Source organism: Gammaproteobacteria bacterium, from assembly GCA_041395725.1.
Lineage (GTDB): Bacteria > Pseudomonadota > Gammaproteobacteria > Pseudomonadales > Pseudohongiellaceae > NORP240.
The window spans coordinates 2,317,945-2,331,920 of the sequence record JAWKZW010000001.1 but is presented as its reverse complement, the minus strand read 5'-3'; the positions used below and the strand labels follow the sequence as shown (position 1 = coordinate 2,331,920).

16 protein-coding genes are annotated in these 13,976 nt (G+C 56.4%); 3 read left to right on the top strand and 13 right to left on the bottom strand.

Annotated elements, in window-relative coordinates; all coding sequences use genetic code 11:
- Positions 1-40: 40 nt before the first annotated feature.
- The 4 genes from flgE to flgB all read right to left on the bottom strand — a co-directional run bounded on the left by flgE (position 41) and on the right by flgB (position 2,942).
- A complete protein-coding gene (gene flgE, locus R3F50_10310; GenBank protein ID MEZ5490698.1) occupies positions 41-1,309 on the bottom strand; it encodes a flagellar hook protein FlgE in 1,269 nt (422 codons plus the stop codon).
- A gap of 27 nt (positions 1,310-1,336) precedes the next feature.
- The gene (locus R3F50_10305) at positions 1,337-2,014 is read right to left on the bottom strand and encodes a flagellar hook capping FlgD N-terminal domain-containing protein (GenBank protein ID MEZ5490697.1); all 678 of its coding nucleotides are present in this window, start codon (positions 2,012-2,014) and stop codon (positions 1,337-1,339) included.
- Between the two features lie 86 nt (positions 2,015-2,100).
- A complete protein-coding gene (gene flgC / locus R3F50_10300) occupies positions 2,101-2,547 on the bottom strand; it encodes a flagellar basal body rod protein FlgC (protein ID MEZ5490696.1) in 447 nt (148 codons plus the stop codon).
- Positions 2,547-2,942, bottom strand: coding sequence for a flagellar basal body rod protein FlgB (gene flgB / locus R3F50_10295; GenBank protein ID MEZ5490695.1), 396 nt, complete (start codon positions 2,940-2,942; stop codon positions 2,547-2,549). The genes flgC and flgB overlap by 1 nt, the downstream gene beginning before the upstream one ends.
- A gap of 409 nt (positions 2,943-3,351) precedes the next feature.
- Here flgB and flgA point away from each other — a divergent pair, with 409 nt between their 5' ends.
- The 3 genes from flgA (at position 3,352) to R3F50_10280 (ending at position 5,342) form a co-directional block, all read left to right on the top strand.
- Positions 3,352-4,083 (top strand): flagellar basal body P-ring formation chaperone FlgA, encoded by a 732-nt coding sequence (flgA, locus tag R3F50_10290; GenBank protein ID MEZ5490694.1) that lies wholly within the window; start codon positions 3,352-3,354, stop codon positions 4,081-4,083.
- 394 nt (positions 4,084-4,477) lie between these two features.
- Positions 4,478-4,813 carry a flagellar biosynthesis anti-sigma factor FlgM gene (flgM, locus tag R3F50_10285; GenBank protein MEZ5490693.1) on the top strand — a complete coding sequence of 112 codons (336 nt, stop codon included), beginning with the start codon at positions 4,478-4,480 and terminating at the stop codon, positions 4,811-4,813.
- 34 nt (positions 4,814-4,847) lie between these two features.
- Positions 4,848-5,342, top strand: coding sequence for a flagellar protein FlgN (locus R3F50_10280; GenBank protein MEZ5490692.1), 495 nt, complete (start codon positions 4,848-4,850; stop codon positions 5,340-5,342).
- Positions 5,343-5,419: 77 nt separating this feature from the next.
- On the opposite strand, the gene R3F50_10275 is transcribed toward R3F50_10280, so the two are convergent.
- From R3F50_10275 to R3F50_10235, 9 genes are all read right to left on the bottom strand, one after another.
- Positions 5,420-6,145 (bottom strand): RNA polymerase sigma factor FliA, encoded by a 726-nt coding sequence (locus tag R3F50_10275; protein ID MEZ5490691.1) that lies wholly within the window; start codon positions 6,143-6,145, stop codon positions 5,420-5,422.
- Positions 6,142-6,990, bottom strand: a complete 849-nt coding sequence (locus R3F50_10270; GenBank protein ID MEZ5490690.1) for a MinD/ParA family protein — start codon at positions 6,988-6,990, stop codon at positions 6,142-6,144. Before R3F50_10270 ends, R3F50_10275 begins: the two co-directional genes overlap by 4 nt.
- Before the next feature lie 73 nt (positions 6,991-7,063).
- On the bottom strand, positions 7,064-8,296 hold the full coding sequence (gene flhF / locus R3F50_10265) for a flagellar biosynthesis protein FlhF (GenBank protein ID MEZ5490689.1): 1,233 nt from the start codon (positions 8,294-8,296) through the stop codon (positions 7,064-7,066).
- Between the two features lie 60 nt (positions 8,297-8,356).
- Positions 8,357-10,474 carry a flagellar biosynthesis protein FlhA gene (gene flhA, locus R3F50_10260; protein ID MEZ5490688.1) on the bottom strand — a complete coding sequence of 706 codons (2,118 nt, stop codon included), beginning with the start codon at positions 10,472-10,474 and terminating at the stop codon, positions 8,357-8,359.
- A complete protein-coding gene (gene flhB, locus R3F50_10255; GenBank protein ID MEZ5490687.1) occupies positions 10,474-11,622 on the bottom strand; it encodes a flagellar biosynthesis protein FlhB in 1,149 nt (382 codons plus the stop codon). Before flhB ends, flhA begins: the two co-directional genes overlap by 1 nt.
- Positions 11,623-11,633: 11 nt before the next feature.
- Positions 11,634-12,404: a flagellar biosynthetic protein FliR gene (fliR, locus tag R3F50_10250; protein ID MEZ5490686.1), complete on the bottom strand. Its 771-nt coding sequence runs from the start codon at positions 12,402-12,404 to the stop codon at positions 11,634-11,636.
- A 32-nt stretch (positions 12,405-12,436) separates the two neighbouring features.
- Positions 12,437-12,706: a flagellar biosynthesis protein FliQ gene (fliQ, locus tag R3F50_10245; GenBank protein MEZ5490685.1), complete on the bottom strand. Its 270-nt coding sequence runs from the start codon at positions 12,704-12,706 to the stop codon at positions 12,437-12,439.
- A gap of 17 nt (positions 12,707-12,723) precedes the next feature.
- Positions 12,724-13,485, bottom strand: coding sequence for a flagellar type III secretion system pore protein FliP (gene fliP / locus R3F50_10240; GenBank protein ID MEZ5490684.1), 762 nt, complete (start codon positions 13,483-13,485; stop codon positions 12,724-12,726).
- Positions 13,482-13,976, bottom strand: coding sequence for a flagellar biosynthetic protein FliO (locus tag R3F50_10235; protein ID MEZ5490683.1), 495 nt, complete (start codon positions 13,974-13,976; stop codon positions 13,482-13,484). Before R3F50_10235 ends, fliP begins: the two co-directional genes overlap by 4 nt.

Here is a 13,976-nt window from a genome sequence, read left to right as displayed (position 1 = left end):
GCTCACTCTCTACTCCTCAAAAAGGCGGTTTGGATTAGACCTAGCGCAGGTTGATTACCGTCTGATTCACCGCGTCCTGCGTCTGGATGACCTTCGCGTTAGCCTGAAAGTTTCGCTGCGCTATGATCATGTTTACCAACTCCTGTGTGATTTCAACATTGGATTCCTCCAGCGCACCGGATTGCACCAGACCCAACCCACCGGCTCCAGGGGCGCCGAGAACCGGCTGCCCCGATGCGAATGTCTCTGCCCAGACACTATTGCCCAATGGCTGCAGACCAGACGAATTGGAAAAGTCAGCCAGTGCAACCTGGCCGAGCGCTCGCGACTGGCCATTGGTAAATCTTGCAAACACTATGCCTGTATCGCCTACCTCAACCCCCGAAAGCTGACCTGTTGCGAACCCATCCTGCTGGATATCTGAAACGCTGAAGAAATCGCCGTACTGGGTGAGGTTCGACAAATCAACGATGAAGTCCTGCGCTGCAGCACCGTTGGCAGCGCCCGTGCTGTCCAGCGGCGTCCACCCGGTTATGTTGAGTTCAAACGGCAGGCTTGCTGAATCGATAATACCCATGTCAGTAAACTGCAAAGTATCCGGACCGCTCTGAGACACCCCGTCGATCAGAGTATGGATGTTCCACTCGTTGCCGGTGGCGGTTCTGGAAAAATACAAGCTGAGCGTGTGCGGATTACCCAGACTGTCATAGATAGTGGCTGCGGTTGAAGCATTGAACATATCCGCATCAGGCGCTGTGGGCGGCAACGCAAAGGCGTCAAATCCCGTTGCCGGCCATGCAATGGTGGGCGGCACTTCCCGCGAATCGAGATTAGCGGTGAACTCTACATCGCTGGTGGCATTGGGCTGAATCTGGGAAGTATCGATCCGCAGCTCGCCTATCCCCCCTGACGTATCTCCCGCCGTATTGGTATTGAACACCATCAGTCGGTGCCCGCTGGAATTACCGACATATCCCTCTCTATCCACCTGGAAGTTACCGGCGCGGCTGTATACCTGCGAGCCGCCGTCGTTGAGCACAAAAAAACCGGTACCGCTGACCGCCATGTCCAGCACGTTGTCAGTGAAAGTTATATTGCCCTGAGTAAAGGACTGGTTGACCGACTTAACCTGCACGCCTTTACCGATCGCGTTGCTGGCGGTACCCAGCTTGCTGGTGGCAAACAAGTCAGCAAACTCGCCACGGGAATACTTGAATCCGGTGGTGCCGGCATTGGCGATATTGTTGCCAATGATGCCAAGGTTTGTTGAGGCTGCCTTGATACCCGAGATTGCTGTATCGAATGACATGTTTTTCTCCTTCTAGTGTGAATCTGATTATTTGAATTCATTGACCTGTGAAAATTTCACGTCTTCACCGTTATCCAGCTGTAGCAGGACCGAGGTGTTCTGCCGATCGACCGATACACTGGTGACCTCTCTGTATTGCTGCATGGCAAGGCTGGTAAGCCCGCCATCGACCCAGCCCTCGGCCACGATCAGGTATTTGCCCAGTTCGGCCTCGCCCCCACCCTTCACCGCGCCATTCCAGGCAAACTGGTGTGACCCCGCTTCGATATCTCCCAGCGCTATCGAATTGATCAGGTTGCCCGATCCGTCATAGATGGTGACGCGCGCATCCTCGGTTGGATTTTCCGCGATGATGCCTCCCAGCAATTCTTCTCCAGGTGTGAAGAAAGCATCAAGAATCGGGCCCGCTTCAGTAAGCACTTCCCGGCCTATCAGCTGCGCCGCCATCATGGCTTGAGAGGTAAAGAAATTATTCACCAGCCCACCAAAAGACTCATTCATATCATCAATGCCGGAAACTGTACTGAACTGGGCCAGTTGTCCCAAAAATTCAGCATTGTCCAGAGGTTTGGTGGGGTCCTGATTGTTCAGTTGCGCCACCATCAGGCGGAAGAAATCCTCCTGGCCCAGCTCGTTTCTGGGTTGATCCAGTTGCTTGGAGCCCGGGTTGTACGAACTACCGAATACCTGTTCCAAACCTTCCATGCTATATCCTTGCCCTTGACTCTCGACCTTAACGCTTGACCTTTCTATTCGACCTCTATCGAAACCCTTTGCCTGTTCCGCTGCGATTATCTGCTGCCCATGCTTAATGTCCGCAACATCAACTGCTTGGCGGTATTCATCACCTCCAAGTTCGACTGGTAGGCCCGCGAGGCCTGCATCATGTAAGCCATTTCCTCCACCACGTTCACATTGGAGAGATAGACATAGCCCTGCTCATCAGCCAGGGGACTTTCCGGCATATGCTTGCGCTCCACCGGCGTCGAACTTTCATTAACCCGCCTTACTGTGATACCGGCCGTCTCGCGCCCCCCGGTCAGAGGGCCCGCGCCGCCAAGGGTCTGGAAACTGTTATTCAACAGGGCGGCAAATTCGGGGCGACGGGCACGGTAAGCGCTTTGCTCTGAGCCACTGACCAGTTGCGCGCTGGCCATATTCCGGGCAATCACGTCCATGTGGATGCTGTGCGCACTCAGTGCGGTACCGGTGATTTTGAAAGTGTCAGTAATTCCCATCAGCGCTGCCCTCTGATTGCCAGCTTGAGTCCCGAGAACGCCCCGTCCAGAAATTGCAGAGAGGCCTGATACCGCAGGGCATTTTCTGCGAAGAGTGCCTGTTCCACTTCCGGCTCAACGCTGTTGCCATCGACCAGTGGCTTGGTTGGCACGCGATAGAGCAGATTGGCAGACCCCCTGCTGCCGGGTCCTGCCAGGTGCCGAGCCTGCGTAGTACGCAAGCCGGTTTCGGCACCGCTCGCAATCGAACGCATGACCGACTGAAAATCGTAATCCCGCGCCTTGAAACCCGGCGTACTCTCGTTGGCGATGTTGGCAGCCAGCGCAGAGCTGCGCTGCGACTGAAACTGCAACAGGGCGGGGTGAATTCCCAGGGCGCTGTCTATCCAACTCATACTTTCCACCTCGTGAAGCCGGTCCTTACTGGCAGGCCTGAAGATTTTCGCTACAGGCTGGCTTTGCATCACCCGTGCCAACCACAATTTATCCTTCTATATCAATCTGTTAAGGGCATTTTTCTGAGACCGAAGGGGTCCGGGCGGCAAGGAATTACCGCTCCAGCGGCAAGGCTTGCCGCCGGTAGCGAACCGAAAGCGGCAATGCGCCTTGCCAGCGAACTCGCCTGAAGGCCATAGCATTGTGGTAATTAATCAAAGGCTCCCTGGACAGGTCCACTCCGGAGGACGCTGGCCCTCGGACAGGGATCCTTCCCCATGGCATGTACATTGCATCTAAAAGAATCTCTATGAACATGCAATCAGTTGAACCGCGTCCTACAAGGGCTTCACTGACTACAGGGTAACCATGAAGGTCAATATTTTGACGGGCTGTCGACAATTCTCATCACTGCTGCTTTGCGCTGGCTGCCTGGCCGCGCCCCTGGCGCTGGCGGAAAACGGCGCGATTCAATCCCACGAAGTGATTCGTTCCGTTGCCGCGCAGTTCGCCCGCGACCAGATTGACACCGCGGGTCTGTCCGCTATCCAGGCCCAGGCGGCGGAGCTTGATCCACGGCTGAACCTGGCCGAGTGTGACGTCCCACTGGAAGCCTTCGCCACCGCCAGAACCCGTCAATTGGCCCGCACCACGGTGGGTGTAAAATGCACCGGCGCCAAGCCCTGGACTCTCTATGTACCCGTGACGATCGAGGCGCTTGCCGATGTGGTATTCACCCGGCGACCGCTGTTGCGCGGTGAAGCCCTGACAGCCGATGCGCTGGAAATTCGCAAGCTGCCCATTGCAAAGCTGCCGCTGCGTCATATCAGCAGCCCGGAGCAGCTCACCGGCATGGAAACCACGCGACCGCTGCAGGCCGACACAGCTGTCACGCTCAATGCCTTGAGAGCCAGGCAGCTGGTCAAACAGGGCCAGGAGGTAGGGATTGTCGCGGTCAGCGGCGGTATCCAGGTGCGTATGTCCGGAGTGGCCATGCGCAGCGGATCCCGTGGCGACCGTATACCTGTGCAGAATCACAGTTCCGGACGCCAGGTAGAGGCAGAGATACTCGACCGGAGCACGGTTCGGGTCAACTTTTGAACCCGATAACATTAGGAACCTCTGATTAATTATGGAAACGCTCTGCGGGAGTCTGTCGGGCGTCACTGCAAGGCGTCGTGCGCAGGGAATGGCCCAGCCCTTGCCAAGCGCGACAACGCCGCAGTGGCGCCCGACAGGCCCCGGCCGAAGGGGCTTTCAGGCGAGCCCACTGCCTTCGTTGCCTCGCCTTGACAGGCCGACGCATGCCGGCGGCAAGGCGCCTCGTCAGTGACCTCGCCTGAAAGCCAGAGCGATTCCATAAGTAATCAGAGGTTCCTTTTACTAAAGGTTTTCTTCATACCGGTCGTAGTTATTAAGTACTACGGTAGAACCCAAGGAAACGCTTATACTGTGCGGATCGCCATGCGTAGCGATAGGCACCGGAGTTATCCCGATGAGCAATGAAATCAATACCGGCAAGATCCCGCTAAACCTGGCCACCGGCAAGAGCCAGGGGGCCCAGCAGCCGGAATCCCCAAAGCCGGGGGCGGCAAAAACCGCGGCAATTGCAGCTACTTCTTCTCCGTCAGCCGACAAGGTCAGCATGACGGGCGATGCTTCGCGCCTGCAGCAACTTGAAGGGCTCCTCAAGGACACTCCGCAGGTCAACAATACCCTGGTAACTGAAGTCAGCCAGCTGATCGCCAGCGGCAAGCTGGAAATCAATCTGGAGCGCATAGCTGCCAACCTGCTGGAAACCGAAGCAGGGATCACGGATCCGGAACGCTGAATTTCAGCCGGCAATCACAGGCAGGCCACCGTTGATGGAAACCCAATCCAGTCCCGATTCGACACTCGCCGGTTTATTGCAGAATGAAATAGATTGCGCCACGGTGTTACTGCAGTTTCTGCAGAACGAAAGTGCCAGGCTTGCCAGCGACGCGTCTTTCATCGATAACGACAACACCGACAAGCTTCGCCTGCTGGAAGGTCTTCAGCAGGCCACCCACACAAGAATACAGTTTGCCTCCGCTCACAGCCTGCCGCTGCAGGCCGCTACTCTTCAGCAGGCGGCCAGCAAGAGTGAGTCCGCGGCTGTCGTTGCGACACGGTTGGCCAGACTGGCGAAGCTGGGACAGCAACTCGTTCAGGAGAACCGGCTTATCGGGCAGCTGATCAACCGACGTTCTCAGTTTATCAACAGGGTACTGGACAGCCTGACTCCTGCTTCACACAACTCCGGGGCGATCACCTACGAAGAAAACGGCAGCGTGTCGGGAGATTTCAGAAACAGCCTGCTGGACCTTTCCGGCATCTGACACGCTGTTGCGAAAGTATATTGGCAGGCCTAAAGTTCTCCAACAGCCTGCCAGGCGCACTTCTCAAACTTACAAGCTCAGATATCGCCTTCGTTCAGGTGGTTTCGAAGCTTGATGCGCAGGCGGCTCATGGCCTGGCTGTGAATCTGACAGGCCCGGGATTCACTCACATTCAGCACTTCACCGATTTCCCGAAGATTCAGCCCGTAGTCGTAATACAAAGCAACCACCAGCTTCTCCTGTTCGGGCAATTGACCGATTATATTCGCCAGCTTGGATTTCAGGGCGTCGTAATGAATCTTGTCGATGATTTCGTTTTCATCGGTTACCGGATGGGACAGACCATTCTCATCGTCCAGACTGAACAGGCTGCAACTCGCCACGGCTTCCAGTAAATCGCCGTACTCCTCCAGCGACACATTCAATTCCCTTGCTATCTCCGCGTCGGTAGCGGTCCGGCCCAACCTGTTCTCTACCTCCTGAATGGCCTGAGAGACCTGGCGCGATTTCTGCTGAACGGAACGCGGAACCCAGGTCTCCCGACGCAGTTCATCGATAATTGCGCCACGTATGCGAATATTCGCATAGGCTTTGAAATCCACCCCCGGTTGCGGCTCATAGGTGCGCACCGCTTCAAGAAGGCCGATAAGCCCCACCTGTATCAGGTCGTCGACACTTTTACCTGCCGGTAAACGGGAGCCGATGTGGTGAGCAATAGTCGTGACCAGAGACATATTCTCTTCAAACAACGTATCTCGAGAGAAGGTTGCATCCAGCTCGCGACTTTGCATTCCGATATTCATGACATCCCTCTTCCGTACCCGATACTCTTGTTCTGACCGGCGAGCGCCTTCTCAAGAAAAAATTCGATCTGTCCATTGGCGCCCGAATGCGCCGGCAACTCGCAGAGACGTCTCGCAACCTGCTGGAATGCCAGACTCGACGTACTATAGGGATATTTATCGGTGACAGCCGCTCTTGATTTAGTGGCCGCGCGTAAATTGTCATCCAGGGGAATACTGCCCAGGTAACCGATACTCACATCAAGATACTGATCGGCCACCTCCGCAAGTCTCGCAAACAGCGCTCTGCCATGGGACGGATCCTTTACCATATTGGCCAGCACCTGGAATTTCCTGACGCCGTGTTCGCGGCTCAAGACTTTGATCAACCCGTACGCGTCGGCCAGCGAGGCAGGCTCGTCACACAACACCAGCACCAACTCCTGAGCGGCCTTGGTAAAGCTGAGCACACCCGGGGCAATACCCGCGGCCGTGTCGACGATCAGAACTTCGTAGCGCGCTTCCAGATCGCTGAACGCCCGGATCAATCCCATCTGCTCAAAGCTGCTGAGCGCCGCCATCCGCCCCAACCCGGAAGCCGCCGGGACAACATGCAGGCCACGTGGCCCCTCGACGATAATATCTTCCAGCGCACACTGACCGTCCACCACATGGGAAAGATCCCTGCCCGGCTTCAGGTTGAGCATGATATCCACATTGGCCATCCCCAGATCGGCATCAAGCAACAGCACGGATCTATCACTCTTGACCAGTTCCATAGCGATATTGATTGCTACGCTGGACTTGCCTACCCCCCCTTTTCCTCCGGTTACGGCTATTGTTCTAACAGGTGCTGACCAAGTCATGATTCGATTCCTTCACTGGGAGAAAAGCATTAAGCCTGTGTTGTAACGATGCGGGCATAGCGCGCCAGGGCAGTCATGCGGAAGCCTTGCGACGGCGCTGCGTCTGCGCCATGGCATGTCGATAGGATTCCCTGATCTTGTCGGTAAAAAACTCCCCATCAGCGCGTATCAGATCATCGGGGATTTCCTGGCCGGTGCCGACATACGCTACCGGCAGTCGAAAGCGTATCAGCGAGGAAAGCATCGGTCCTATCGACACGTTCTCATCGGTCTTGGTGACGATGGCTGCCACCGGATTCAGGTCGGAAAACGCCCTGATGGTTTCATTCGTTACCGACTCCTGGACCGTGGCACTTAAAACCAGGTAGGGGGAAACTTTCCTTTCCCCTTCCAGAAATAGCTCAAGCTGCTCCCGGAAGTTCTGCTGTCGCTGACTGATACCTGCCGTATCGATGATCAGCAGCTTGCGCTCGGCGAAACTCTCCATGGCCTGACGCATTTCTTCCTGGCTGGCGGCAACCTGGACCGACAGGCCGAGCGAGCTGCCCAGGGACAGCAGCTGCTCACGCTGACCGACCCGGTAATCGTCAGTAGTAATCAATGCCACCTGATTCCTGCCGTATTTTCTGGCGAAGCCAGCGGCCAGCTTCACTGCCGTGGTTGTCTTGCCGACACCGGTAGAACCTATCAGCGCAATAACACCGCCGTCCTCAAGGGGATCAGGCGCGGATTTGCCCATGGTTTTGAGCAGGATCCTGATCACCTTCTGCCAGGCAAGCCCCAGGTCATCGCAGGGGAGCACCTTATCGACCAGCCGGGTGGCCAGATCGTGATTGATACCGGTCATCTCCAGCCTGGAAAGCAGGGCCATACGGTTGGGCTGGCGATCATGGGATTCACGCCACACCAGCTGGGCCATCTCACCCTCGAACAGCTTTCTGAGCCTGCCGATCTCCACCTGCATCTCCTGCAGAGACCTGGACTGGCTGTAAATTTCCAGTTGCTGCTCTCTTTCCTTCAGTTTGAGCCGCTGATTTTCAACCTCCCGATCAGCCAGCAATTCAAGGGGGAATCCGCGGCTCGAGCCAGGGCCCGCCATGGGTTCCTGCCGCCGCACGGGCTCCGGCAGTGTCGGCTCTTCCACCGCGCGTTTTACCTGTTCAATCTCATAGTCACTGGCGGCCAGAACCTCCACCTTGCCATCGACCCGCTTGGTGGAGATCAATACCGCATCCTTTCCCAGCTCCGCTCGCACCATAGCCATAGCCTGCTGCATGCTGTCTGCCTGGTATCGTTTTACTTTCATCGCCGACTCCAATAAATATTTTTACCATTTGCCGTTACTGCAGGAGACGCCCTGTCAGAATCAGGCCGCCTGAGTTTGCATCTGCCCTACCGTGGATGTGACCTTGATCTGCTTGTTGTTCGAAACCTCGCTGAAAGCAAGCACCTTTAACCGCGGTGCAGAGGACTTAACGAACCTGGCCAGCCACAAGCGGATCTGGTCTGAAACCAGCAGCACCGGAATCTGCCCCGTGGCTTCCAGTTGCTGACTGAATGACTGGATCTGGCCCAGCAGTCTTTCCGCCAGACCGGGCTCCAGGCTGCCTACACTGCCTGGCCGGTCCGTTGAAATCGAATCCCGGATGAGCCTTTCAAAGTCCGCGCTCAGGGTTACCACCTTCATTTCCTGCGCCATGCCGACAATGCCCTGGCAGATGGTGCGGCCGAGATTGATCCGTACGGCCGCCGTGAGTATATCCGGATTCTGATGCACGGCACCGTGGTCAGCGAGAGTCTCTACAATGGTGCGCAAATCACGGATCGGCACGCCTTCTTCCAGCAGGTTCTGCAGCACCCGCAACACGACCCCAAGGGAAAGCGTGTCGGGAATAAGACTTTCAACCAGCTTGGGAGCTGTTTTTGCAAGGGAATCCAGCAGCTTCTGCACTTCGTCGTAACCAAGCAGTTCGTGAGAATGGGTTTTAATGGTATGACTGATATGTGTAGCAATGACGGTGCTGCTATCCACTACGGTATAGCCTTTGGCCTGAGCGTCTTCCTTCTGGGACGCGTCAATCCAGATCGTATCGAGATTAAAGGCCGGATCCTTGCCGGCGATGCCATCCAGATCCCCGAACGTCTGGCCCGGGTTAATGGCCATTTCCATCCCTGGATGCACCTGCCCCTCACTGACCGGCACATCCAGTAGAGTAATGCGATAGGAATTCGGTGACAGACTCAGGTTGTCCCGAATGTGTACCGGATGGACAAGAAAGCCCATGTCCTGGGAAATACGTTTTCTGACCGCCTTGATTCTGTCCAGCAGCTCACCACCCTGGTTGCGGTCAACCAGGGAGATCAGTTTGTACCCCACTTCCAGGCCAATGATATCGACCCCAAGGACATCGTCCCATTCAAGATCTGCTGACTTCTGTTCCTGTTCCGCCTCCTGATCCTGCTGCTTGCGATCCTCCTCTCCCTGCTCCGTGCGCTTCGAAGCAAAATAGGCAATAGCGAACAGGGCAGCACACATGAGCAGGAAAATCAGGTTGGGCATCCCCGGGATAAGCCCCAGTAGACCGATGACGCCACCGGTAACCAGAAAGACTTTGGGACTTTCAAAGACCTGATCGAGCACCTGGCGCCCCATGTCAGTGGAAGAACCTACCCGGGTCACAATCAGCGCGGCGGCGACAGAGACCAGCAGCGAAGGGATCTGGGCAACCAGGCCATCGCCTATGGTCAGCAGGGTGTAGTTAGTCGCTGCCTGGGCGGCGGATAGATCGTGCTGCAGTACACCGACGGCAAAGCCACCGATGATGTTGATGAACAGGATAAGAATCCCGGCAACGGCGTCGCCACGGACAAATTTACTCGCGCCGTCCATGGCACCATAGAAACTGGATTCCCTGGCGATCTCTTCACGGCGCTCGCGGGCCGAATCCTGATCGATAAGTCCGGAATTCAAGTCTGCATCGATGGCCATCTGTTTGCCGGGCATGGCATCCAGGGTAAACCTGGCGGTGACTTCGGAGATCCGACCCGCGCCCTTGGTCACCACCACGAAGTTGATTATCACCAGGATAGCAAAAACCACCAGGCCGACCGCGTAGTTGCCGCCGACCACAAAATCCCCGAATGCCTCGATGACTTTCCCGGCCGCCGCCGTACCGTTGTGCCCCTCGATCAGCACTACCCGGGTGGAGGCAATGTTCAGCGCCAGCCGCAACAGCGTCATGATCAGCAGGACGCTGGGGAAAACACCAAACTCCAGCGGTCGGTGCACATAGACGGCGACCAGCAGAATAATCAGCGACAGGGCGATATTAAAGGTAAACAGAAAATCCAGCAGAAAGGGTGGCAACGGCAGGATCATCATCGCCAGTAGCAGGATGACCATCAAAGGCGCCCCGACACCTACCAGGCGCCAGTCGATACCCAGCAGGGCGTTCTGTAAAGTTGCCGTATTACTGTTGGCCATCAGTCAGCCTCCGGGACGATCAGATCAGAGTATTCTTCAGGCACCGGCAGGTCCCTGGGTGGCTTCGGCCTGCTGCCTCCGCGCTTGGGCACCTGCCGCAGTTGAAACACGTAGGCCATTACCTGTGCTACCGCCAGGAACAGGTTGCGTGGAATCTCCTGGTTCAGGTCAGTGGAAAAATACAGCGCCCGGGCCAGTGGCGGCGCAGAGAACAGGACGACACCGTTCTGCTGCGCTAACTCCCTTATGCGCGCAGCAATCAGGTTCTGCCCTTTGGCCACAACTATCGGCGCGCCAGCACCGGCCTGGTCGTATTTGAGGGCAACAGCAAAGTGAGTCGGGTTGGTGATGACCACATCCGCGTCGGGCACTTCAGCCATCATCCGCTGTCGGGCAAACTGTTGCTGCTTCTCCCTGATTGTCGCTTTAACTTCCGGCCGTCCTTCCGTTTGCTTCAGCTCATCCCTGACTTCCTGGCGGGTCATACGCAGCTGGCGCTGGTGTTGCCAGAGTTGAAAGGGTACATCCACAGCGGCCACCAGAATAAGCACGGCACTGAACCCCAGCAGGCACCAGACAGCCAGTGCTCCTGCCGTGTTCATGGCTTCCGGCAGCGGCAGCAGTGAAAGGCCCACTATCTGATCCAGAACCAGGTAAAGCACGAAACAGCTGGTGGTCGCCACCAGCAGGAATTTTCCGATCGCCTTGAACAGTTCCATGAGTGAGCGAACCGAAAACAGCTTGCCCAATCCCTTCAACGGGCTGATTCGCTCCAGCTTGGGAGCCGCCAGTGCGAAGTTGAATACCCAGCCGCCCATCGACAGGGGGCTGAGAACAGCCACGGCAATCAGCAGGGCAAAAAGCGGTGCCAGCATGGTCAGTGCGGCAAGCACCGTCTCTCCCAGGCGGGTCAGAACCAGCGCTTCAGAGAAAGCGGCGTCGCGGTCGAAGCGCAGATTTTCGGCCAGAATCTGATTGAGATCCGTGATGATCTGCTGCCCGAAAAACAACATGCCAACACCGGCCATCATCAGCGACAACACGGTATTCAGCTCTCTGGAGCGGGGAACCTGCCCCTTGTCCCGGGCGTCCCGGATCCGTTTCGGGGTCGCCTGTTCGGTCTTTTCCTGAGCCTGCGCTTCTGCCATCGGTTATACCTTTAGTTCACCAGGGTGCGCATGAAGTTGAATCCAACAGTAAAAAAGCTCCCCAGCGTGGGGAACAGCACCGGCAGGCTGAAAAGAATCAGAATGAAACCTGCCAGCATGGTGACCGGGAAACCCACTGCGAAGATATTCAGTTGCGGCGCCGCGCGGGTCACGACACCAAAAGCCAGGTTTACCAGCAGAACACCGACAATGACCGGCAGGGCAATCAGTAAGGCCGCCACAAAAAGCTCCGAAGCGAACAGGGCGATATCACCAAACACCTCCAGCGCATTGAACGGGGAACCGACCGGGATGTAGACAAAGCTCTGGACCAGCACATCGATCAGCAACAGATGGCCGTCCACCGCCAACAGGTAAAGCGTCCCGATAATGAGATACAACTGGCCCAGCATGGTCACCTGCACGCCGTTCTGAGGATCAACAGATGAGGCAAAACCAAGCCCCATTGTCGTGGCTATCGCCTGACCGGCCATGACCAGAGCACCCATGACAATCTGCAGGATCAGCCCCATGACAATACCGATGCTCAGTTGCTGGAGAATGAGCAGCAGCCCCCTGGCAGACAGGGGCTCAACCAACTCCAGGTAGGGCAGGCTAGGCCGTATAAGCAGGGTAATGAACACCGCCAGGATAATTCTCACCCGCACAGGCACGGTGCGGGCGGAAAACACCGGTGCTGCGGCAAACAGGGCACTGATGCGCAGAAACGGCCAGAAGAAATCTCCAACCAGTGCTGTCATGTCATCCAGTGATAGTTCCATGCCTGTTAAAATCCGGTTGCGATATCTGCTTACTACCCGATCAGCTCGGGAATGCGGAAGAACAGCGATTCAGTAAAGACCACCCAGTAGTTGAGCAGCCAGGGCCCCAGCACCACCAGAGCCAGCACCAGGGCCAGCAGCTTGGGAATGAAACTCAAGGTCTGCTCCTGAATCTGGGTAGCCGCCTGTAGCACTCCCACCAGCAGCCCGACTGCCAATGCCGACAACAACAAGGGACCGGCCAGCGCAACAATAAGAAAAAGTGCGTCCTGACCTATTTCGATTACAACATCCTGATCCATAGCGCCTGCCCTTTTTTCTAGAAAACCGCGAAGCTCGAAGCCAGCGTGCCCACTATCAGAGTCCAGCCATCCACCATGACAAACAGCATGATCTTGAACGGCAGGGAAATCAGCATCGGTGACAGCATCATCATCCCCATGGACATCAGAATGCTGGCAACCACGAGATCGATAACCAGAAACGGAATGAATATTAAAAAACCGATCTGAAAAGCGGTCTTCAACTCACTGGTGATGTAGGCCGGAACCAGAACCCGGAAGGGCACGTCCGCAAGACTTTCAAACTCTTCGTAGCCCGCCATCTCGGCGAACAGTGCCAGATCCTGCTCCCGGACCTGATCTGACATGAACTGGTGGAAAGGCCCCGTGGTCTCAACGAGGGCGGAATCGAAATCCAGGGCCTCGTCCATGTAGGGTGCCACACCGTTCTCATAGGCGCTGGTGAATACAGGGCTCATAACAAAAAACGTGATAAAGAGCGCCAGACCGATGATTATCTGATTGGAGGGGGTCTGCATCAGCCCAAGGGCCTGTCGCAGGATAGCAAGCACGACGATGATCCGCGTAAAAGAGGTCATTGCCATCATCGCCGCGGGCAGCAGCGTCAACAAGGTCATGAACAGCAGAATCTGAATACTGACGCTGTAGGTCATGCCACCGTCCGCGGTCGCCTGGGAAGTCATCAGGGTCAGGTCAGGCGTTGCCGGCAAGGCCAGCCCAGGCAATGCCAGCAGTAAAATCAGACCAATTGCGTGTCTTTTTATTACCGGTCGTTTCATTGACGGGATCCCTGCAGCACCTGAGTGAACAAACTGTTGAAGGATCTTCCCCTGGTTTTCTGCAGGCTGTCGAAGGATGCGGGGTCTACCGGGGCCTGCAACTCATGAACTTTGCCGATCCGCCCCGGGCTGGCACTGATCAGGATCTGCTCCTCACCGATCTGCACCAGCAGCAACCGGTCCTTGCTGTTGAGGGCAAGGCTGCTGACGATCCTGATCATGCCACCTGACGCCCCCGGTACCAGACTGAGACGTCTGACCAGCACCGAAAGGCCGACAATGATTGCCACAACGACAACCAGGGCGATCAACATCTGCACCATGCTTTGGGCACTGACCAGCGCCTCGGGTCGAACCGCTGGATCGGCCTGCTCCGCGGCAACAAGCAGTTCTCCAGGCAACAGACTCAGCAGCAGGCCGGGACCTGCGCGGCGGGCCAATGTCTTTTTCCCGACACACTGTTTGACGCTGTATCCTGTTTTTACCGTCAT